The sequence below is a fragment of the Fibrobacter sp. UWH9 genome (assembly GCF_900129715.1).
Taxonomy (GTDB): Bacteria; Fibrobacterota; Fibrobacteria; order Fibrobacterales; family Fibrobacteraceae; genus Fibrobacter.
On sequence record NZ_FQWP01000006.1, the window covers coordinates 167,266 to 189,549 of the forward strand.

The 22,284-nt window shown below is 49.2% G+C and carries 18 protein-coding genes; 16 read left to right on the forward strand and 2 right to left on the reverse strand.

Annotated features, from left to right (window positions below; genetic code table 11):
* The first annotated feature begins 37 nt into the window (after positions 1-37).
* From BUB94_RS07485 to BUB94_RS07530, 10 genes are all read left to right on the forward strand, one after another.
* Entirely contained in the window at positions 38-229 is a 192-nt protein-coding gene (locus tag BUB94_RS07485; protein ID WP_073235645.1) for a hypothetical protein, read from the forward strand.
* 95 nt (positions 230-324) lie between these two features.
* Entirely contained in the window at positions 325-378 is a 54-nt protein-coding gene (locus BUB94_RS17485) for a prepilin-type N-terminal cleavage/methylation domain-containing protein (protein WP_073157404.1), read from the forward strand.
* Between the two features lie 211 nt (positions 379-589).
* Entirely contained in the window at positions 590-2,389 is a 1,800-nt protein-coding gene (locus BUB94_RS07495; RefSeq protein ID WP_073235649.1) for an ATP-dependent nuclease, read from the forward strand.
* Positions 2,390-2,411: 22 nt separating this feature from the next.
* Positions 2,412-4,118, forward strand: coding sequence for a LamG domain-containing protein (locus BUB94_RS07500; protein WP_073235651.1), 1,707 nt, complete (start codon positions 2,412-2,414; stop codon positions 4,116-4,118).
* 209 nt (positions 4,119-4,327) lie between these two features.
* Positions 4,328-7,081 carry a BamA/OMP85 family outer membrane protein gene (locus tag BUB94_RS07505; protein WP_254793700.1) on the forward strand — a complete coding sequence of 918 codons (2,754 nt, stop codon included), beginning with the start codon at positions 4,328-4,330 and terminating at the stop codon, positions 7,079-7,081.
* Positions 7,082-7,090: 9 nt separating this feature from the next.
* Entirely contained in the window at positions 7,091-7,612 is a 522-nt protein-coding gene (locus BUB94_RS07510) for an OmpH/Skp family outer membrane protein (RefSeq protein WP_073157078.1), read from the forward strand.
* A gap of 96 nt (positions 7,613-7,708) precedes the next feature.
* Positions 7,709-8,302: a hypothetical protein gene (locus tag BUB94_RS07515; protein WP_139260164.1), complete on the forward strand. Its 594-nt coding sequence runs from the start codon at positions 7,709-7,711 to the stop codon at positions 8,300-8,302.
* Between the two features lie 95 nt (positions 8,303-8,397).
* On the forward strand, positions 8,398-10,086 hold the full coding sequence (ettA, locus tag BUB94_RS07520) for an energy-dependent translational throttle protein EttA (protein ID WP_073157073.1): 1,689 nt from the start codon (positions 8,398-8,400) through the stop codon (positions 10,084-10,086).
* Positions 10,087-10,234: 148 nt separating this feature from the next.
* Positions 10,235-10,933 (forward strand): ABC transporter permease, encoded by a 699-nt coding sequence (locus BUB94_RS07525; protein WP_254793701.1) that lies wholly within the window; start codon positions 10,235-10,237, stop codon positions 10,931-10,933.
* Positions 10,934-10,953: 20 nt separating this feature from the next.
* Positions 10,954-13,212, forward strand: a complete 2,259-nt coding sequence (locus tag BUB94_RS07530; protein WP_073235657.1) for a hypothetical protein — start codon at positions 10,954-10,956, stop codon at positions 13,210-13,212.
* A gap of 25 nt (positions 13,213-13,237) precedes the next feature.
* Here the strand turns inward: BUB94_RS07530 and BUB94_RS07535 are convergent, their stop codons facing one another.
* Positions 13,238-14,218, reverse strand: coding sequence for a DUF1848 domain-containing protein (locus tag BUB94_RS07535; RefSeq protein WP_073235660.1), 981 nt, complete (start codon positions 14,216-14,218; stop codon positions 13,238-13,240).
* Positions 14,215-15,423 carry a flagellin lysine-N-methylase gene (fliB, locus tag BUB94_RS16735; protein ID WP_073235663.1) on the reverse strand — a complete coding sequence of 403 codons (1,209 nt, stop codon included), beginning with the start codon at positions 15,421-15,423 and terminating at the stop codon, positions 14,215-14,217. The genes BUB94_RS07535 and fliB overlap by 4 nt, the downstream gene beginning before the upstream one ends.
* Before the next feature lie 313 nt (positions 15,424-15,736).
* Here fliB and BUB94_RS07545 point away from each other — a divergent pair, with 313 nt between their 5' ends.
* The 6 genes from BUB94_RS07545 to murF are packed head-to-tail and all read left to right on the forward strand — an operon-like array spanning position 15,737 to position 22,281.
* Positions 15,737-16,216 carry a division/cell wall cluster transcriptional repressor MraZ gene (locus tag BUB94_RS07545; RefSeq protein WP_073157061.1) on the forward strand — a complete coding sequence of 160 codons (480 nt, stop codon included), beginning with the start codon at positions 15,737-15,739 and terminating at the stop codon, positions 16,214-16,216.
* Complete coding sequence (gene rsmH / locus BUB94_RS07550; protein WP_073235667.1) at positions 16,203-17,249, forward strand: 16S rRNA (cytosine(1402)-N(4))-methyltransferase RsmH; 1,047 nt, start codon at positions 16,203-16,205, stop codon at positions 17,247-17,249. Before BUB94_RS07545 ends, rsmH begins: the two co-directional genes overlap by 14 nt.
* On the forward strand, positions 17,246-17,557 hold the full coding sequence (locus BUB94_RS07555; protein ID WP_073157055.1) for a hypothetical protein: 312 nt from the start codon (positions 17,246-17,248) through the stop codon (positions 17,555-17,557). Before rsmH ends, BUB94_RS07555 begins: the two co-directional genes overlap by 4 nt.
* Positions 17,554-19,470: a penicillin-binding protein gene (locus BUB94_RS07560; RefSeq protein WP_249269294.1), complete on the forward strand. Its 1,917-nt coding sequence runs from the start codon at positions 17,554-17,556 to the stop codon at positions 19,468-19,470. Before BUB94_RS07555 ends, BUB94_RS07560 begins: the two co-directional genes overlap by 4 nt.
* Positions 19,470-20,906, forward strand: coding sequence for a UDP-N-acetylmuramoyl-L-alanyl-D-glutamate--2,6-diaminopimelate ligase (locus tag BUB94_RS07565; RefSeq protein WP_073235672.1), 1,437 nt, complete (start codon positions 19,470-19,472; stop codon positions 20,904-20,906). The genes BUB94_RS07560 and BUB94_RS07565 overlap by 1 nt, the downstream gene beginning before the upstream one ends.
* Positions 20,899-22,281: a UDP-N-acetylmuramoyl-tripeptide--D-alanyl-D-alanine ligase gene (gene murF / locus BUB94_RS07570; RefSeq protein ID WP_073157050.1), complete on the forward strand. Its 1,383-nt coding sequence runs from the start codon at positions 20,899-20,901 to the stop codon at positions 22,279-22,281. The genes BUB94_RS07565 and murF overlap by 8 nt, the downstream gene beginning before the upstream one ends.
* The last annotated feature ends 3 nt before the right edge of the window (positions 22,282-22,284 follow it).

Sequence of the window (22,284 nt, forward strand, 5' to 3'; positions counted from 1 at the left end):
TACAGCAAAGAAAAATATCCCTACTTTGCTGGATACTATGCCTGAAAATCGTCTGGCCATTGATTATGCTGATGCAAATGGGGCGTTGGATCCTGAAGATGATCCGGAAAACTTCTCTCTGAACGACCTCTATGTTCAGGTGCGTATGATTTGGACTGACAAGAATGGCGTTTCTGACTACAGTGAATGGTCTAATCCGTTGCTGTTGTCTAAGTGCAGCGCCCAATAGTTGTTGGTTTGAATTAAAAAGGCTTTCCGCAATTTCGCGGGGAGCCCTTTTTCGTTCTTATATTATTTTTGTGGAATCCTAGGAAGGAATGTATTATGCGTCAAGGTTTTACACTTATTGAGTTGATGATCGTGGTAGTGGCTGGTTGAATGGCGGAAAGAATGGCTGGGAAAAAGATCCTGCAAGGAGTGGTTGCCTTTCCTTGCGTAGAGTCTAAATAACTGTCATTAGGGCTCTGCGAATCTTTTAAAAGTATGCGTTTCAAAAGTTCAGTTTCCTTGGAAACTGGACTTTTTTCATAAAATCTTATAAAAATGTATATGTTGCCCCACATCCCGAATTTTTATATACATTGCGAGTATGCAACCCCAGGCTTTAAGACTTTCTGAGATTACCATTTCTAATCTGCGTTCTATCCAGAAGCAGAGGTTTCCTCTTAGTGGTTTCACGGCTCTGATTGGCTATAATAATGCGGGTAAGACCAACATCCTGATGGGGATTCGTTGGCTGTTGGCCCATTTTTCTTTGGATATTTCTTACTTTGACGACCCGAATATTCCTGTAGAGGTGGAGGGTGTCTTTGATGGTATTTCTGAACAGGTGCTGGCCCGCCTTGGTGAAGATCTTTCTGCGGAAATCAAGCCGTTCCTGGTGAATGCTGGCCCCAATATGGGACAGTTGCGGGTAAAAAAGGTGCAGCGGGTTCCTGGTGGCAATTCAGAATCCATGGAATTTTTCGCGTTTGTGCCTTCTAACAAGCGGAATGGAGCCTATAAGCGGGAATGGACCCGAGTAAATGATAGTTTTATGGCGGCCTTTAGCCGTATGTTCCCGGAATCCATCGCCATTTGGGATTTTGAAGGCAACCAGGCCTTCGTGAAGTTGCTCCACGAAATTTTTAGACCGCTGGAACGTCGATTCGGTGGCGAAATCAACATGCTGCTGAACAAGTTTAACGACTTGCTTTCTCCCGATAGCGAGAATCGGGCCGAAGAAATCGGCGCTTTCGATCGCGATGTCAATGAAAAGCTCCGTCCGTTGTTCCCCAGCGTGAAGGTGGAACTGGATATTCCTGTGCCGACCATGGAAACCTTCCTGAAGAGGGCTAGCCTGAAGGTCATGGATGAGGATGACGGTTTCGAGCGAGATATAAGCCGCATGGGGGCGGGGTCCCAGCGCGCTATCCAGATGGCCCTGATCCGCTATCTGGCTGATATCAAGAAGCATCATAACAACCATTATCTGAGTCGTACCTTACTGCTGATTGACTCTCCGGAATTGTATCTGCACCCTCAGGCGGTGGAACTTGTCCGCGTGGCCCTCAAGAATCTTTCTAACGAGGGGTACCAGGTGGTTTTTGCCACCCACAGCGCCCAGATGGTGACCAGCGAAGATGTAAGCACGTCCCTTTTGATTCGCAAGAACAAGGAACGTGGCACCTTTATGCGTAAGCGCATGGAAGATGCGGTACACCAGGTGGTTCAGGATGCGCCCAGCCAGCTACAGATGTTGTTCAGTCTTTCTAATAGTAATGAACTTTTGTTCGCTGACTATGTACTGCTAACCGAAGGTAAGACAGAACTGAGGGTTCTGCCCGCCTTGTTTGAACGTATTACGGGGCAGAGCTTTGCCTTAATCAAGTGCGCCCTGGTTCGTCAGGGTGGAGTTAGCAATACCCGCAAGAGTATGCAGGTCCTCGGGGCCATGGATATGCCTGTTCGCGCTATTGTGGACTTGGATTACGCCTTTACTACGGCTACCCATGATGGCTTCCTGGATTACAACGATCCTGATATCAAGTATTGTCAGAACTTGTTCCGAGAGCTGGCCTTCCAGCACCATTTACGCTTGGTGAATGGTTTGCCGGTGAGCAAGCATAGCAATACCACGGCGGCTCAGGCTTACGCCATGATGGCGGCCATGCCCGAGGCCGAAATGGCAATCCGCAGCATTCATGCCAAGCTTCGCAGTCAGGGAATCTGGGTGTGGACCCGCGGTGCCATCGAAGAACATTTAGGACTTGAAGCCAAGAGCGAAACCGCCTGGAGCAAGTTCATTGAACGGAGTAAATCACAGAATTTTGTAAAAACCCTGCCAGATTATGCCAGTATCGAGGAACTTTGCCGCTGGATTATCGCAGGAAGTCATGGACAATACTAATAGTTTGGTATATTTATATCGGATGATGAGTGTGGGTTTTGCAAGATCGTATTTTGCGACGTTTGGTGTCGCGCTGGCTGGATTCCTGGCCGGAGTGGTGGGGTGTTCTAACGATACCTCTGTGGCGGGAAACAGCGCTGAAACGGGTTCGCCGGAGTTGGCTTCTATCGAGGGCCGACTTTACCTGGGCGAGGGCGTGGCTTCTATGGCCCGCGTCAGTATCGTTCCTAAAGATTTCAATGTATTTGACGATTCAGTCGGTATCTTTGGCGAAACCGACGAAAGAGGCTCCTATCGTTTGACCGGAGTTGCTGCTGGTACTTATTCCCTTGAAGCGGTTGCGGTGTCTGGCGAACGTTTGCTGGTCCAGGATGTTGTGGTCTCGGATCATGATTCCGTGGTCATTCAGGACGATACCCTTAAGGTTCCGGGCTATGCGATGCTGAAGTCGGAAATGGCTGATGGGGCCGAGGGCGTGATAACCGCAGTGGGAACCACGATTTATCGTGAAGTTTCTGTTTCTGGTGGAATGATCCTTGTGGACTCCCTGCCGGCGGGTGAACTTGATTTGAGATTGTCGCTGGGCGGGAACGTGGAACTGTATAAGAACCTTAAGGTTACTCCCCAGGATACAGCAAAGGTGGGCTTTGATGCGGAGCCGGTTGCTACGGTGGATACCGTGGTGATGCGTTTTGTGGCCCCGTTGGCGGCCCCTAAGGGGAGTGTGGATTCCCTGATGGGCTTTGTCAGCGATATTCCGCTGGCCTTACGCCTGACTCCTGAAAACTGCAACTTTGATACTCTTGCGGGAATGGATGGCCGCTGGGAAGTTCGCCGTATTAATGCAGGTGGGGCGGCCAGTAAGAAACTGCCCATTACCTCGGGCTATTTCGATTCCCTGGCCCAGGAGGCGGTATTCTGGGTGAACGTGGATTCCCTGAATCTGGAAGATTCCCTGGAACTGGTCTTTAATAATGCCCTGACTTCCGGCTTTGCGCTGGATGTGTTCCCCACCAATAGGGCCTATAATATGGTATGGCATTTTGATGATGGTATCGCTCCCATAACGGACTGGGCAGAAAAGCAGAACTTCCCCGGTACTGCCTTTAAGGTTTCTTTGGTGGACGGGGTTGTGGGTAGCGGTGTCAAGATGTCAGCGACAAGCGCCCTGGTAGCGGATCATTCTGCAGAGGCGGATTCCTCTTTGCATGGGGACCTGGTGTTCGGTACCGAAGATGTCTTCAGTTTCTCTCTCTGGATTCGATTGGATAATCTGGGCGAAGAACAGCTGATTTTTGAAAAGGCTGGCGAATATGAACTGCGTTACGTTCCGGATTCCGGATTCGTGGTGAATTTTTACCACTTGGCCTCTGGGGTGGTTTCGGATGATGTTGCGGATACCGCCAGCTATAAATTGAGCTGGACGTCGGGTTCCGAAGGGCTGAAGGCGGCTTCGTGGGTCTATGTGGCTTTTAGCAAGCTTTCTATGGATGGGTTGGGCAATGGAAACAGCTGCCTGTTTGTGAATTCTTCAAAGGTCGAAAAGCCGGTCTTGTCTGATTGGGAAGGCGTTCGTGGCGAGGCTGCTGATTTTAGGATTGGCGGTTTTGCCGGTGCCATAGACGAAGTTTTCGTTGGCGGGAGTTATCGTGAGAATTCCTGGACTTACATGACTTACCTGAATCAGAAACCTTCTGATTACTGGCCGGTTTTAGTGGCGAAATTCTAATTTTCTTTAAAAATTTGCGTTTTAGGGCGGAACTTTTCCGCCCTTTTTGCGTACACAAATAAATTAACGATTCTTTTGTGGTGTAAATAGGGTGAAAAATGGTCTTTTGGGTGGGCTCCCCAGCTCCAAGTTTTGTATTTTTGGACGGAAAAATTTGAAAATTCTATTTAGGTAGGTTCATTCTGCGTACCCGTTTGCTGTTTTTAGTGATGTTTGTTGTGGGTCTGGCTCAGGCCCAGCTGTTGGACATGTCCGAAATGTCCGAGAGCTATATGGTGGAAAATAAGATCCACAAGGTGAAGGTGGAAGGTACCGTCCATATGGACGAACGTTCCGTGCTGAGTCGAATTGGTATTCGTGATGGCCAGAGTTATTCTCCTACGGGTCTTACCGAAAAGGTGCAGTCCTCGGTGACTTCTCTGTACGAGTCTGGTCTTTTTGACGATGTGACTGCCTGGATTGACTATGTGGGTGATGGTTCCGATGTGGACTTGATTTTCAAGATTAAGGAACTTCCTGCCTTGGATACCGCTGTTCTGGACGGCTGTGATGAAGTTTCTGAAGAAGATCTGCGCCTGAAGATCCGTCTGATTCCGGGCCAGGTTTATAGCAAGAGCCAGCTGGAACGTGACCGCCAGGCTATTTTGGAATACTACCGTTCCGAAGGTTATTTGCTGGCCGAAGTGGGCTATCGTGAAACTCCTGTAGATGAGAACAAGAATTTGGTGACCTTCATTGTCCGTGAAGGCGGCAAGGTGAAGGTTCGTGATTTCGATATCCAGGGTAACGACAATGTGCCCCGCGAAGATATTCTGGAACATATGCTGACCAAGCAGGACCAGTGGTGGGGCGGCGGCGAATTCAAGGAAAACGTGTTCGAAGCCGACCGCGATACGGTGTTGAACGCCATCCGCCATTTCGGTTTCCTGGATGCTGAACTGACTGAATATAGCGCTGAATATCTGCCGGACTCCTCCTGCCTGTTCTATCTGGGACGTATGGTTCCCCTGGGAGACAAGCTGGAACCGCTGTACAATCAGCTGAATCTGGCTCTCGGTGATACCGCCACCGCTTTCTACAAGATGGCTGGCAAGCCCACTATGCAGGTAACTCACCTGTTCCGCAATCATCGTGCCGTGGGCGAGATGCCCTGGGTGACTAGACCGATGCCCAAGGTCAAGTCTGAAGAAGACGCCTGGAAGTACCTGAACGACATTATCCGCTACGAAGATGCCCGCAAGGAATGGCTTGATATTGTAAAGGGCCGTAAGTGGAACAACCCGAAGATTGACTCCCTGTTGAAGATCAAGAAGATGAGTGCTTACGAGCAGAAGCTTGTGGTGCGCTATATGATCGAAGACATGTTCTCTGCCTTGAACAAGTATGATAACATCAAGACTTCCAGCTCGATCCTCATTCACATTCATATGATCGAAGGTCGTCGCTACTACATGGGTGGCCTCCACTTCTCCGGTAACGAAGTGCTGAACGACAATATGCTGAAGTATGCTTATCGTCTTGATAGTGGCGAAGTCTTTGACCAGTACAAGTATGACGCTTCCCGCAAGGCTCTGCTTGATGCCTACCGTGAAGACGGCTACCTGTTTGCAACTTACGAAGAAGAACGTACTTTCACTAACGATTCCATTGTGAACCTGTCTTACAAGATGACCGAAGGTCTGCCTGCCCAGATCCACAAGGTGCACATCCATGGCAATACCAAGACTAACGAAAAGGTGATTCGTCGTGAAGTTCGCCTGTATCCGGGCGATACTTACCGCCAGTCCCTGCTGGAACGTTCCTTCCGTGAAATCATGCAGCTGAACTACTTCGACATGGTTCTGCCCGACATTAAGGTGGTGGGCGACCAGGAAGTGGATCTTGACTTTACCGTTCAGGAAAAGGAAGCGGGTACCGGTCAGTTCAGCCTGGGTGTTTCCTATAGCGAAAGCGATGGTCTTGTGGGTACTGCCAGCGTGTCTATTCCCAACTGCTGTATGGGTGATGGTCAGGCCGCTAGCTTCAGCGTTGAATATGGTGCCGACAAGAAGAGTGCTTCTATCAGCTTCCAGGAACCTTGGTTCCTTGATAAGCCCATTACCCTGGGTGCCAGCTTGAGCTACTCCTGGTGGAATATGGAAGATTATGACGACCCGGACATTACCCGTTATGGCGGAAGCGTCTATGTGGGTAAGCGTCTGAAGTGGCCCGATGACTACTTCTATGGTCAGATTGGTTATAGCTGGCTCATGAACAAGCAGGGCCGAAATATCGATGACAGCTATGTGGTTTACTCCGGTGTTGAATCTGCAATCAACTTCCGCCTGCTCCGCGACGACAAGAACCTGCCGCAGTTCCCCACAGACGGCTCTCGCTATGTGCTGGATGTGCAGTGGGCTGATGGCGCTATCTTCAGTGACTTCGACTTCGTGAAGACCGAGCTGACTGTTAAGTGGTGGTTCCCGCTGTTCCGCGATCGCTTGAGCATTGCTCTCACGAACCAGTATGGTGTGATTTTCGGTGACCAGTTGCAGTATCGCACTCTGTACTCCATGGGTGGCGTGATGGGCTACGAAGGATGCATGCGCGGTTATAGTTCCGGTTCCCTTGGCTACCGCCGTCTGGGCCGCAGCTACCAGTATGTTGGTGCGGAACTTCAGTTGGGCCTTGTGCCTCAGACCTTCTACCTGTTGCCCTTCTTCTTTGATGCCGGTAACGTATTCGGTGAGCGTTATAATCCCAAGACCAAGGTTGAAAAGCCCAGCCACAACCCGCTTAGCGAATGGGATCCCACTAGCTTGAAGAAGGATATCGGCTTTGGTTTCCGCGTTGTTGTGCCGATGCTTGGTATTATCGGCTTCGACTTCGCATGGCCTCTGGATGTGGGTGAAACCTACAGCGGTTTCCAGCGTAGTGCTGTTGGCGACATGGAATTCAACTTCGTGATTGGCCAGGGCTTCTAAGGAGGAATTATGGTTAAGAAACTTCTGATCGTTTTGATGATTGCCTTGTTCGGTGCGACCTCCGGTTTCGCCGAAGATGGTCTGCGTATTGCTCATGTGGATTCCAAGCTGATTTTTGACGGTTATAAGGGCACGAAGAAGGCTCAGGAAGAATATGACCGCCAGGTGGCAAAATGGGAACAGCAGGGTAACCTGCTCCAGAAGGAACTTTCTGCCATTAAGGAAAAACTGGACAAGCAGGTTCTGATGCTTTCTGATGAAAAGAAGCGCGAACTGGAAGCGGAATACGCCAAGAAGGATACGGAACTGAAGAACTTCATGGACCGCGTCTATGGCCGTAAGGGAGAACTGATTTCTGAAAACGAAAAAATCAGCGGCCCCATTATTCAGCTGATCCGTAAGGCCGTCACTGAAATTGCCTTGCAGGAAGGTTACGACATGGTGGTGGATCGTGCTACCGGCGCCGTGCTTTTCTGGAAGAAGGAAAACGACCTGACCAATAAGGTACTGGACTATTTGAATAATAGATAATTGATCATCACAAGTCGGGCTGAACTTGTTTTGGTGCCGATTAAAAGTTATCTTAATGCCGCGGGGTTGCCTGCGGTATTTTTATTTGGAGCGAATATGAAACGTAGAGTTTGGATGTTGATTGCAATGCTTTTCACGGCAATGAATTTTGTTGCCTGCGGAGACGATAGCAGTTCACCTAGTGAATCTTCTGGAACGGATCAGGAAAATCCTGTGCCGGGCACTGACACTCTGGTGTTGCCGGATACAGTAATGACGCTGGATTCCCTGGCAAATGAATACAAGTGTCGTGTATCGTACAAGTGCGCCCATGTTTATCTTGTAGAAATGGATCATGTGATGGAATGCGATGGGGAAGATTGGGTTTATCTCAGCGACTATCAGCCTTCTGTTTGTGAAGATTCTGCAGAGCCGTCTTCGAGTTCCGATGCTTTGGCAGAAAGCTCCAGTGATGTCATTGATGAAAGCCCGTCTTCTTCTAGCGAGAGCTCGGAGTCTATTTTTGAACCTGCGACAGATTGCTATGAAGGTGGTGCGCAGATTACCATCAGCAATATTGAAAACCTGAATATGCAGTGTGCTAGTTCTACGGAAGGCTGGACGGTCTATGATAAAGACCATTGGACGCTTTACACATGTACTGCCGGCAACTGGGTTGAAGAAGAAGCGATTCCCTGCGTAATGGACTAGATGAATTTTTTATATTTAAGTAGTAAATAAAAACGCTCATATCTCAAAGGGAGCGTAGCGACCGACCTCACACCTCAAAGCGAAGCGAGCTCATTATGGCCGAAAATAAAGCAGAAAAGTTTGTATTCTATATGTACAAGATGTGCAAGTCTTACCCCAACAAGGAAGTCTTGAAGGACATCTCCCTTAGCTTCTACTATGGCGCTAAGATTGGTATTATCGGTCAGAATGGTGCCGGTAAGTCTACGCTTCTGCGTATTATGGCTGGTATCGATAAGGAATTCCAGGGCGAAGCTTGGATTGAACCGGGTCGTACCGCTGGCTACCTGCCTCAGGAACCTCAGCTGGATCCGAACCTGACCGTCAAGGAAAACGTGATGCAGGCTGTGGCCAAGAAACAGGCTATTCTTGACCGATTCAACGAAATCTCCATGAAGTTTGCAGAACCCATGGAAGATGATGAAATGAACAAGCTCCTGGACGAACAGGCCAAGCTTCAGGACATCATTGACGCTCAGGATTTGTGGAGCCTGGACCGCAATATTGAAATTGCTATGGACGCCCTCCGTTGCCCGCCGGGTGACTGGCCGGTGACCAACCTTTCCGGTGGTGAAAAGCGCCGCGTGGCTCTGTGCCGCCTGCTCTTGGAAGAACCGGACCTGTTGCTCTTGGACGAACCTACCAACCACTTGGATGCAGAAACTGTTGCATGGTTGGAACGTCACCTTCGTGAATACAAGGGATCCGTCATTCTCGTGACCCATGACCGTTACTTCCTGGATAACGTGACCAACTGGATTCTTGAAATCGACCGCGGTCGCGGCATTCCTTGGGAAGGCAATTACGCCCAGTGGCTGGACCAGAAGCTGGAACGTATGCGCGGTGAAGAAAAGGGCGAATCTGACCGTCAGAAGCGCCTGGCTCGCGAACAGGAATGGGTCAAGCAGAGTCCCAAGGCTCGCCAGGCCAAGAACAAGGCTCGTCTTAAGGCTTACGAAGAACTCCTGGCTGAAGATTCCAGAGAGAAGATCAACGTGGCTCAGATTCACATTGCCAACGGCAACCGTCTGGGTGACATCGTTATTCAGGCCGAACATTTGCAGAAGGCCTTTGGCGAAAAGGTGCTTTTCGACGATATGAACTTCAGCCTGCCCCGCTCCGGAATTGTGGGCATTATCGGCCCCAACGGTGCTGGTAAGACCACGCTCTTCAAGATGATCACCGGAACCGAAAAGCCGGATGCTGGTACCTTGAAGATTGGCGAGACCGTGCAGATCATCAGTATGGAACAGGGCCGCGATTCCCTGGACGATTCCAAGACTGTGTGGGAAACCATTACTGGCGGCAATGACGAAATTATGGTGGGCGACCGCAAGATGAATGGCCGTGCCTACTGTGGTTTGTTCAATTTCACTGGCGCTGCCCAGCAGAAGAAGCTTTCCACCCTTTCCGGTGGTGAACGTAACCGCGTGCTTATGGCCAAGAACCTGCAGCAGCCGGGTAACCTGTTGTTCCTTGACGAACCGACCAACGACTTGGATATCGAAACCCTCCAGGCTCTGGAACAGGCAATCCTCAAGTTCGCAGGCTGCGCCGTGATCATCTCCCATGACCGCTGGTTCCTGGACCGTATCGCTACCCACATTCTCGCTTACGAAGGTGATTCCAATGTGGTCTGGTTCGAAGGTAACTGGAGCGAATACGAAGCCGATCGCCGCAAGCGTCTTGGCGAAGATGCCGAAAACCCCAAGCCCATCAAGTACAAGACTTTGACGCGCAACTAAGTTGCGCTAGGGCGCGAAAGTTCGCTGCGCGACCTTTTGCTTTGAGGTGTGAGGTCGCTGCAGTTCACGTAGTGAACTTACGCTTTGAGGTATGAGAAAATAATGGCGCCTATCCATTCACTTGGGGGCGCCTTTTTATTATTTTTTTATGAGCATTTGGCTCGTTGCTCACAGCTCATTGCTCAACGCTTTTCTTATGATTCTTCACGTTCTAAAGCATGAACTGCGGTTGGTTTTCCGGGAGCCCCGCTTCTGGATTCCTTTTGTGATTCCTCCGGTGCTGTTGGCGGCGTCCCAGGGGATTGCCGTTTCTCGCTATGGCGGACAGATTATGCAGGGCATGGACGGCTACATGATGCTGTTGCTTGGTTGCCTCATGGCGCCTATGGGAGCGCCTCTTGCTGCCGATAGCTTTGCTGGCGAACGTGAAAGAAATTCCCTGGAACTGTTGCAGCTTTCTCCAGTGAAGCCTGCACACCTGTTCTGGGGTAAGTTTTTGGCGGTGCTGCCGTTCCCGTTGATGTTTTCGTTGATTTGTCAGCTAGTGTATTGGGGCGCGCACTCTGATGTTGTGAACGGTGAGGTGGCGGTTGCTGCGATTCTTGGTTCTATGTCAGCTTGTCTTTTAGTGAATGCCTTTTCCTTGTTGCTTTCTCTTAAGGCGAAAACTGTTCGCGCAGCCACTCAGGGGACGCTGTTCTTTATTATTCCGCTTTTGCTTTTGGTGCAGCTCGGTTATCAGACTTTCTTGCGGGATATGATGATGCCTGTGGTGGCGCTTGGTTTCTCGTTAGCGGTTTGTGTTGCCGCTACTGTTGTGGGAATGCGGAAGTTCATTAGTTTGTAAAAGGTAGAAAAAAGTTGCGAATGAAATTTTGGATCGTATTCGTTTTGCTCATGATTGTGTCTATGGCCTATGCCGAAGATAGCGAAAAGAAGGATGGGACCGACGAAAATGGCACCGTGATGCTTGTCCAGAGAAAAGTCAAGAACGGTGGGGCAACCTATAGGGTGTCTACAGAGGATGGTACGATTCTCGCCGATAGCGCCAGGGTGAAACCGGGGACGGTTCTTTATGTGGATGTAGACGTTAAGCGAGATGATGAAGGTGTTTTTATGCTTGACGCCGCCTATCTTGCCGTGAATGCCTATCACACGCCGAAGTACTACATAAACGGTCGCATGACTGAAATTGAGAAGGGTAAGCGTTATAAATTTACCATGAGTGAATGGAATGCTGATGTAAATTTAAGCATTTTCCCGCTTTATACCATTAAGGTCTATGTAGAGGGCAACGGCTCTGTAACGATTAAGAATACCGTACGAGATACCTATAAAGGTGAAAACTATTATGTTTCTGCCAATGTCGTTTTCTTGGTGGATGCGGATGAAGGCTACTACCTGTCGTCTGTAAATATGAGAAACTGGAATAAGAAACCTTATTCTACATCAATTAATCAGGCTAACGAAATTACCGAATTTAGTTATGATGGACAGGGGCATGCCTATGAAGTGGATGCCGTGTTTAAGAAAATCGACACCTCCCTTAGCGAAGATCTTGGCGAACATTGCAAAACCAGTGGTCTTCCGGCTACGGCAGAATCTGCAGACCGTGTGAAGTTTACCGTTCATTGCGATGAAGGATATTTCTTGAGCAAGGTTTATCAGGAATGTGGAAACAAAAACGATAAATCCTGCTATAAGGATATTTCTGCAGACAAGAATGGCATTTATTCGATGACGAAGGGCAACTCCGCATCTGTCGTAAAGGGTAAACTTCAATATAAAGTAACATTTGAAGATGAGGGGGAATCCTATGTGGATTATTATACTTCCAACGAAGGGTTCTATGACTCGGGAATTAATTATACCATAAAGGCTAAACACCTTTCTTCGGAAGTTATCAAGTCTATCAGTTATAGTTATCATGACTGCGCTGACTCTGTTAAGGGTGAGTTGAAACTTCTTTCCTGTTCTGCCAATAAGGATTGCACTAGCGGTACTTTCAAGATGCCGGCGGCACCTGTTGTATTTAAGGTGACTCGTGGTCTGGTCAATTATGGTGTTGGCAATGAACTTGATGGAATTTGCGTGGCCAAGGGATTGCCTGATTCTGCCAATGCTGGCGATAAGGTTAAGTTTAATGTCGTGTGCGAAGCCGGTTATGCTTTAGCGGAATTGCCTGTGTTCGGTGAAGAGGGTTCTTCTGATCTTTCGTCCGTTGATTCTGCTGGCGGTGAGTATAGCTTTACCATGCCTGCTTCTAATGTGGTTTTGTCTGGGGGACAGTTAAAGTATGCGGTGATTCTGGAGGATACTAGTTCCTCTTTCGTGGTGTTCCCAGATGCTGATATGGACGGGGATTCCGTTTATGCGGATTATGCCTTGCCTGGAGACGCCGTTCGAATTTATGTAGGAGAGGAAGTGGGCTCCGATATAGGTGAAGTTATGTTCAGCTATAAAAATGGAGATGAAAATCAGGAGATGAAACTCAAACTATTGAGTTGTGATGATGATGGCTGCTGGTCTGAAATTTTCTTGATGCCGTCGGTTCCTGTTTCTGTTAGCGTTGAACGTAAGAAACGTGAATATGCCGTGGCTAAAAACAACGATGAGCACTGCTCTGTGGAAGGTCTGTCTGCAAAGCTTTTCTATGGAGGTGCCGCTGAATTTACGGTAACCTGTGATGAAGGTTTCGAGGCTGCCGTGTCTTTGGTGTGTGAAGATGGAAAGACTTGTCCGGTTCTTTCTGAAAAGGATGGGGTGTACAGCTTTGTACAGTCTTTAGAGACGGTGCTCATATCTGTTGAGTCTTCTGAAATTCCTGCAAAGGATCCTGTGAAGGACCCGGCGGACGATCCCGAGGATGATGATTCTGGGAATGGTGATTCCGAAACGACGGTTGTGAAAAATCATTTGCAAAATGCATTGCGAATTTCCGTTGTTGATCGATCTGTTATGATTAGCGGTTTGAAGCCCGGTTCTTCTGTTGCCGTTTTCGATATGCAGGGTAGGGTTATCAGAAATGTTACCGCCGACAGAAATGCGATGCTGCTGGATCTGCCCCGATCTGGTCGCTATTTGCTGAAGTCAGGGACTGCACATAAGGTGATTAATGTGCGCTAAGTAGCCTATATGGCTCTTTAGAACTCTAGATGTTTTCGAACAAGTCCGGCTGAATGTCGGGCTTTTTCTTTATCCAGCTGATTTGTCTTGCCGGGTGGACGATTTCGCCGGGCTTAACGTTACCGATAATCAGCGGTGAATTCGGATCGTGCATGTTGTGCTTGCTTAGCACTTGATCCTTGCCGTAGTTGGCGTAACAATATTTGCAAAGGTGCGGGCAGTTGCTGTAATTGCCGATGTCTCCGCCTACCACGCAGGCGGAACATTCCTCGCGGGCAAATTTCTTCTTTGGCGGCATGAAGGTAAGACCTTTTTCTTTAAGGCCTAAGGCTTTCTCAAAAAAATCTGGAGTGGAACATCCGCTGCAATCTGCTCCGAATTCTGCCAGGGCGGAACTTTCCACGCATGTCTTTATGTTTATGCCGTGCAGGCGACCGATTTCCACAAAGGTTTTGGTGAGGGTAATTTGATCTTCCCAGGAAACTTCTTTAAGGTCAGGGAAGTTCCTGGTGACGCAATTGAAAATGTCCACGAAGCTGATGATGCAGGTGTGGGTGTAGCCTTCTAGCAGAGCGGCCATCACCTCGAAGGATTTGATGTGCTGCTCCACGGTGTAACGTCCTGTAATGCAGATGGGGTCATAACGCCACTGTACTGCATCCTGGCCGCCATTATGGGTGTTAACCAAGTCCGACAACTTCTTGAATTGTTCCACGATCAATCGCTTGTCGGGAACGTTGGGCTCGATGTCCTTGCCGTAGGGTGTGAGGGTGATATGCCATGCCCAGCGGAAATCTTTGATTTCGTCAAGATGGGGAAGGAGCGGGGTTGGATTCTTGGTGCAGAAGAAAATACAGTCAACTACACTTGGGTCCAGCTGGTATCGGGTAATGTAATCCTGATTGTAAGGGTTGCGTACCAGGACGAAACCTTCTCGAATCCGATTCAGAAACCATTTGGAGTAAAAGGCGGGAAGATCCGTGCGGATGCTGGCTGAAATGATCATGGGGATAGAATGCTGCGGAACTGTTCCGTACAGAAAGCCTCGTTCTGGTAGAAGTTATCTGCCAGGATGTCCATGATTTCTTCGGAGTATTCTGTCTGCTTGCTCAAAAGCTTTACTGCATTGATTTTGCGGGTAAGATCTGCGGCGCCTTCAGGAACTTCGGCGGAAAGTTCCATTCCGAAATGTTGCAGGATAATCCAGAAGAAGATAGCGAACTGTACCTTGGTGATGGCGTCACCGTCAAAGAGGCTCTTGGCGTAATAGCGGAAAATCAGGTAGGCTACGATTTTTTCGCCGTCTTCTTCAGAAAATAAATCTTGAGACTGGTCCCAGCCTTTGCGGATCATTCGTTCAAAGGCTTTATCCCAGGCGGGTCCGAAACTTTCCCCTTCGCCAAGGATTTCGATCCAGGTTTGCTTGGTAGCGGCATCACTTAAGAGATCGGAATTTTCTTTATCGTTTGCGTTTGTATTTTCGACGTAATCCAAAATCTCTATGAGCCTCTGGTTCAGAGGCTTGCTTTTATTTGCCAGCAATTCAAAAATGTGTTCCCGTTCTGCGAAGATGGCGTCTCGGGCTTCTTCGGCGCCTTCGGGCATTTCGTCGGGTTCTTCGTCAATTTCACTTTTGACGAGATTTAGAACGTTGCTAGATTCTTCGACTTCGCACTTCGTGCTTCTACCCAAAGGGCATAACTCAACTTGAGAACTAAAGTTCTTAGTTTCGTATAGCTCAGAATGACAGATGGTGGAGTCGTCTTGTGAATCGCTGGTGAGTAATAGTCTAACGGCTTCTTCGCAGCAAAGGCCGACGCCCTTTTCCATGATGTCCCCGTAAACTTCCACAAAGCGGGGGTGCTCGCGGCAGATGTCACAGAGAACGCTTTCGCCGGATTCATCTAAGTCGGATCCGTTGCACCCCAGTTTGCAGATCATTTCGCAAAGGCCGTTTTTCATAAGGAAGGGACAGCGGTCGCCGGGCTTTAAGATGAAATGCCCGTCCTGGATGTTTTCCATCAAAATTTTGGCGAAGGCGATTTTCTTTTCGTCCCTTTCGCATTTCGGGGATGTGTTTTCGGCGAGGTCCCTGTACTTGGAAAGGCTGATTTCGTCGACGTCGATTTCCCAGCCGACGCAGCAGGTGTCGGTGCATTTGTCGGCAAGGCAGCAAAACTTGTTGTAGAAAGACGGTACGCGCAGCAGCATATCCTGTGAAAACTCCCGAAAGAAAAACGTTTTTGTGGGGTGTAGTGGGGTGGTTTGTGGGTGGAAATATAGAAAAGTAGTGCTCTTGTGTGCATTTGTTTCTGGGCGGACCTGCTGCGGCGGTATGATTTCTGTAATAAAATCAGAGTGATTGAGATGGAGGGGTCGGACCTCGTGGGGAAGTGTGGTGAAGTCGGGGGTGTAAATGGTGTGTTTTTCCACTGAAATGGGGAAGTGTGGGGAGAAGTAAGCTATATTTGAAATGTGTGTTAATAATTCCATGTGTTGTGTAATTGTGTGATGGAATAAAAAAATGAGCTTAGAGAACTATTTCATAGGTCAGGCCAAATCGGCCATCGACGGAAAGGGTAGGTGCGCCTTCCCTCGGGAATTCCGTCGTCAACTGACCCCTGAGGATGGTTCTGAATTCGTGCTCACGAACTGGATGAAGGACAGACTTCGTTTGTTTGTAAGAGCCGAATATGATAAGTTCAAAGCTGAGGTTGACCGTTGGTCCGACCGCAATGCTGCCCAAAAATTCCGTCTGCGTCTAAGAGCCATCCCTGTTGAGCTCGACGGCCAGAATCGCATATTACTCCCTAAGGATAAGCTCCTGTTTGCAGGCCTTACGAACAGCGTAATGTTCGTGGACTCTGTTGGCGGTAAGTCGTTGGAATTGTGGAATACAGAAAAGTATGAAGCTCAGTTCGCTATGGATTCCGAAGAGGATCTGGCTGAGTTCGAAAGACTCTGTATGGCAGATTTTGCGGGAGGATCTGATGAGCAAAAATGACCCTCAGGTAAAGTCTCTACGTACAAACGAAATTTCTGAAGCAGCTGTCGCCGGAGTTGAAGGCGGCGTGTTCTACCATGATCCTGTAATGCTGAAGGAATGCCTTGAAGGTCTCCGCCTTGAAGGTGCTGAAATCCTAGCCGGTGGAACTTTTGCTGACTGTACCTTGGGCGGTGGCGGCCACTCCTATGCTATTGCGACCCGCCTTTCTGCCGAAGGAACCTTGCATTCCTTTGACCGCGATGATGATGCGGTAAAGTTTGCGACTAAGCGCCTTTCTGCCGTTAGCAACGGTGAAGGTCTTCCCAAGTTTGTGGTGCATCCGGTTCCCTTTGCCATGCTGGGCGAAGAGATTCCGGCTGATTCCTTGGACGGCGTTCTCTATGATCTGGGAATTAGTAGCCATCAGGTAGACGATTCTACCCGTGGTTTTACTTTCGTTGGCAATAATCCGTTAGACCTGCGTATGGATCGTCGTGAAGAAGTTTCTGCCCAGGAATGGTTGCGTAGTGTAAGCGCCGATGACTTGGCTGAAGCCCTGCGTAAGAACGCTGATATGGATCGCGCCTTTAAGCTGGCAACTCGCATTATTGAAGTTGCTACAGAAACTGGTCGCGAGGGCCGCGATATCCTGCCTAGCGATATCAAGTCCGTTGTGGAATCCGTATTCCCGGACAAGCGCCGTGACGCCAACAGCCTGCTGGCTCGCGTGTTCCAGGCTGTTCGTATGGAAGTGAATGGCGAACTGCGCCAGATTGAAACCAGTATCCGTTCTGCAGTGGATTGCCTGAAGGTGGGCGGTCGTCTGGTGGTCATGAGCTACCACTCTGTAGAAGACCGCTGCGTGAAGGATACTTGTGCTGAATTTGAAAAGGCTTGCGTTTGCCCGGAACATTTGCCGGTGTGCATGTGCGGCGGAAATCACCAGCGTCTGAAGAAGGTAAATCGCAAGCCGATTCTTCCTTCCAATGATGAAATTGCAAAGAACAGTAGGGCTCGCTCTGCAAAGCTGAGAGTGTACGAGAGGGTATGAACGAAGAAACCAAAAATTTCGTGAATTACTCTAACCGCTTTATTGTGCGGTGTTTCCTCTGCCTTGTGCTGGTGGCAGGGCTCTTGCTGATTTTGCCCTTGTACATGCAGAATCGAATGACTCGTCTTTATGCGAAGTCCCATGAACTTTCTGAAACGGTGAATATGCTTCGCCGCGAGATTCTGCTGCAGGAACTGGAAATCAACAGACTGTCTTCTCTTGAAAAGTTGAATGACTTTGCTGAAACAGCTGAACTTGGCCTCAATCAGGTTCCCACCAAGGTCCGTGTGGTAGGGGGTTCCAAGTGAAGTTTGTGAATCTTGAAGCATTGAAGGTGATTAACCTGGACGCAATTTCCATCTGGAAAATGCTGGTTCTTGGTTTTATCCTTGTTTTGACATGGCAGACTTTCAATATTCAAGTTCTGAACCGAGAAATCTACCAGGCTGAAACCAAGAGCATGGTGACTCATACCAAGAACATCTATGCCGAACGTGGCCAGATTATGGATCGTAACGGTGTGGTGTTTGCCGAAAATCTTCGCGATACCGGTAAGTCTGAAGATTATAGCCGCATTTTCTTGCAGGGCAAGCTGGCTTCCCAGATTGTTGGGAAGGTGAACCGCAGTGGTGAAGGCAGCCTTGGTGTAGAACGTATGTTCGATTCCCGCCTGCGCGGCAATGAAGGTTTCCGCGTGAGCATTCAGGACGCTCGCAAACGTGAAATTTATGGACGTTCCGAAAATGTGGCCGAGGCTGAACCGGGTAAGAACCTGGTGCTGACTATTGACCGCAATATGCAGGAACTCGTCGAAAAGGAATTGAAGGATGGCGTGTCCCGCTATATTGCCAAGAGCGCAAGCGCTGTGGTTGTGGACCCGTATACGGGTGAAATTCTCGCCATGGCTAGCTATCCGACCTTTGATCCCAATTCCAAGAATCAGGGTGTGGGCAGCATGGCCAAGAATGATATCGTGGCTATGGCATACGAACCGGGTTCTACTTTCAAGTTGATTACCGCTGCTGCTGCTCTCGAAAGCGGTGCTGTGGATACCAATCAGGTGTTCCCCAACGAAGGTCGTTGCTGGACATGGAATCCCAAGTCTGCTCCCATTTGCGACACCCATGTGTACGGCGATATGAATATGCCCGAAGCCATGGTGCAGTCTTCCAATGTGGTGTTCGCGAAGATTGCCACCGAAGTGGGGGCTAAGAATCTTTACATTACCGCAAAGCATTTTGGCCTTGGCGAAAAGACTTCTGAATATTTCTATGGCGAGGAATCTGGCGCCTTGAAGGATCACGTGACCTTGGCCAGCAATAGCGGCAGTGACCTTAAGTCTATGGGCTTTGGCCATTCTGTGCTGGTGACTCCCATTCAGATGGTGATGGCCTATGCTGCAATTGCAAACGGTGGCAAGCTGATGAAGCCTATGCTCGTTAAGGAATGGCGTGATTCCAAGGGTAAGCTTGTTGAAAAGAACGAACCTACGGAACTTCGTCGAGTTGTTTCTGAAAAAACTTCGTCCATGATTCGCGCCATGCTTTCTCGCGTGGTGAATAACGGTACCGCAAAGCAGGTCATGAGCAAGAAGATTCCCGATGTGGTCTTTGGCGGCAAGACGGGTACTGCAGAAAAGTATAATCCGGAAACCCGTAAGTACGATAGAGAACATCAGGTTGCTTCCTTTATTGGACTTGCTCCGGTTGAAAACGCCCGTTATGTCTGCCTGGTTCTGGTAGATGATCCTCAGACGGCTCAGCATCACGGTGGTAACACGGCTGGCCCGATTTTCCGCCGCATTATGGAAGGCATCTACTATCATCCGGAACTGTCTCCTGCGTCTCACAGTCTGGAACTGGTGAGTGCGAAGTCCAAGTGTAACGACGATTATGTGGGAATGCTCGCTACTGCGGCAAAGTCCCTGGCTGCTTCCAAGGGTTGCAATGTCAAGTTTGAAGGTGAAGGGCTTCGCGTTGTGTCTGAACGTCGCGATGTGAATGATTCTGTTGGAGTCACCCTGATTCTCGAAAATATGGATGGCGGCAAGATGCCCAATTTGAAAGGCCTCTCCTTGAAGGATGCTCTTGAAATTGCAGGTAACTTCCGCATGAATGTTGAATATACAGGCAAGGGTCGCGTAGTTGCCCAATCCCCGAAGGCCGATGAAGTGTTACGTAAAGGGCAAGTATGCAAACTCACGTTGAAGGAGAGAAGCTAATGCTTTCTGAAACTTTGATGAAGAACTTGAATGTTCGTGGTTTGTGCGACGACTCCCGCCGTGTTAAGGCTGGCGACCTTTTCTTCTCGCTGCCGACTGAAGGTTATGAAGTTTTCGCACGTAATGCGGTGGCTGCCGGTGCAGTTGCTGTCGTTGGTGAAAATGTGGCCCCTGAAGGTTTGACTTCCAAGTGGATCCAGGTGTCTAACGTGAAGGCTGCCCGTCTGGAAGCGGCAAGGATTTTTTACAAGGATCCGTTTGCGAAGTTGACTTGCCATGCTGTTACTGGTACTAACGGCAAGACTACAAGCGCTTTCTTGATGGATGCTATGTTGACTGCTGCGGGCAAGAAGGTTGCCCTGTTGGGAACCATCAAGAACAAGGTGGGTAATATCTCTGTTCCCGCAAACCTGACGACTCCGGGTCAGTTGGACTTGTTTGCCTTTGCGGCAAAGGCTGTTGATGCAGGCTGTACCGACCTGGTTATGGAAACGTCTTCTCATGCGTTGCATCAGGGCCGTGTCGCTGGCATTAGCTATCGCAGCGGATTGTTCAGTAACCTGACCCAGGATCATCTGGATTACCACAAGACTATGGAAGCCTACTTCGATGCAAAGAAGTTGCTGTTTACCAAGTATCTGGCTTCTGATGGTGTTGCCGTAATCAATGTGGATGATGCTCATGGCGCCCTGCTTTGTGATGAACTCAAGCCTACTGGACTAAAAACCGTTGGCGTTTCGCGCCTGGGTTCTGAAAAGGCTGACGTAAAGCCCTGCGGTACGGTCCTCAATACTGAAGACGGTTTAAAGTTTGATTTGAATGGCTTTGGTTGCGCTGCTTCTGACGCTCATTTTGAAACTGCCCTTTGTGGCGATTTCAATGTGGACAACGTGATGTTGGTTCTGTCCTGGGCCAATGCCGTTGGAATTTCCAAGGCTGCTATGGATAAGGCTCTTGCCGAAGTTCGTGTTCCGGGACGTTTCGAAAAGGTCTGGAACAAGAACGGAATTCATGTGATTGTGGATTACGCTCACACTCCCGATGCTCTTGAACGTGTGCTGATGACTGCCCGTAGCCTGTGTCGCGGTAAGCTCAGCTGCATCTTTGGTTGCGGCGGCGATCGCGATAAGACTAAGCGTCCCATTATGGGCGAAATTGCAGAACGTCTCTCCGATAAGGCCTGGCTCACTTCTGACAATCCCCGTACCGAAAATCCGGCTGACATCATTAACGATGTGAAGGCAGGAATGAAGACTGACAAGTTCGAAGTTGTGGAACTTCGTGACGAAGCCATCAAGCGCGCCTGCGCTGAACTGAAGGATGGCGACTGGCTTGTGGTTGCCGGTAAGGGCCATGAAGATTACCAGATCATTGGCAAGACTAAGCATCATTTTGACGACCACGAAGAAGTGGTGAAGGCGATGGAAAATGTTTAAGCTGGACCTGAAAATTAAGGAAATGCTTGAAATCCTGGAAACCCAGGCTTTCGGCGTTAACGCCCGTACACAGAATCGCAAGGTGAACCTTTGCATGGATTCTCGTGAACCTGCCAAGGGTGTGGTTTTTTGGCCGATTAAGGGCGAACGTTTTGATGCCCACAAGTTTGTTACCGAAATGGAAAAGAATGGAGCTCTGATGAGTGTTGTGAACCAGGATGCTGAAGGTATTGAAAACTTCAAGATGTATGCCCCCGTGGACGATACCACCAAGGCTTTGCTGAAGCTCGCCAAGGGCTACCAGAAGAATTTCAAGGTGAAGAAGGTGGCCATTACTGGATCTAACGGCAAGACTACCACCAAGGAAATGACTAAGGCTGTACTTTCTATGAAGTACAACACCCACGCTACTGCCGGTAACTTCAACAACCACATTGGCGTTCCCATGACCTTGTTCCAGCTGAAGCATTCCCATGAAGCGGCTGTGATTGAAATGGGTACCAGCGGTCCCGATGAAATTCGTCCGCTGTCTATGGCTACTGAACCGGATGTAGCTGTGATTACCAATATCGGTGCCAGCCATCTGGAAAAGCTGATTGACTTTGACGGCGTATTTGCCGAAAAGCGTACCATTACTGCAGGCCTCAAGAAGAACGGCCTCCTGATCGTGAATGCCGATGACGAACGTCTGTGCAAGTTGCGTTCCAACACCAGCTACAAGGTAGTGACTTTCGGTATCAAGCGTGGTATCTATAAGCCCGAAAAGCTGTCTTACAATGAAGACAACTGTGCTACCTTCTACATCGGCCGCACCAAGTTTGAATTGTCTGTTCCGGGCATCCATAACGTTTATAATGCCCTGGCCGCCATTGCAATTGGCGAGGCTTTCAAAGTCTCCAAGACGGACATCGCCAAGGCTCTGGCTGGTTTCCATTCTACCAACATGCGTATGGAACTGAAGAAGGCCAACGGTTTCTCCATCGTGTCTGACTGCTACAATGCCAATCCGTCTTCTACCAAGATGGCCCTGCAGACTATCGGAAACATGAAGGTTGCCCGTCGCATTGCCGTTCTCGGCGATATGCTGGAACTGGGTGACAAGACCGACGCCCTCCATCTGGAAATGGGTGCCATGGTTCCCGAAATGAATTTTGACATGCTGTTCACCGTAGGTGAAAAGGCTAAGCTCTATGTGAAGGGCGCAAAGTCCAAGGGTATGAAGTCCGCCTATCATTTCGATTCCGTGCAGGAATTGAATGCGGAACTGTCTGAAGTTGTTGCCGAAGGGGATGTGCTTCTGGTGAAGGGCTCTCGTGGCATGCACATGGAACAGGTTGTTGAAGCGATGTTAAAGCTTACCAAGGTTAAGGCATAAGGA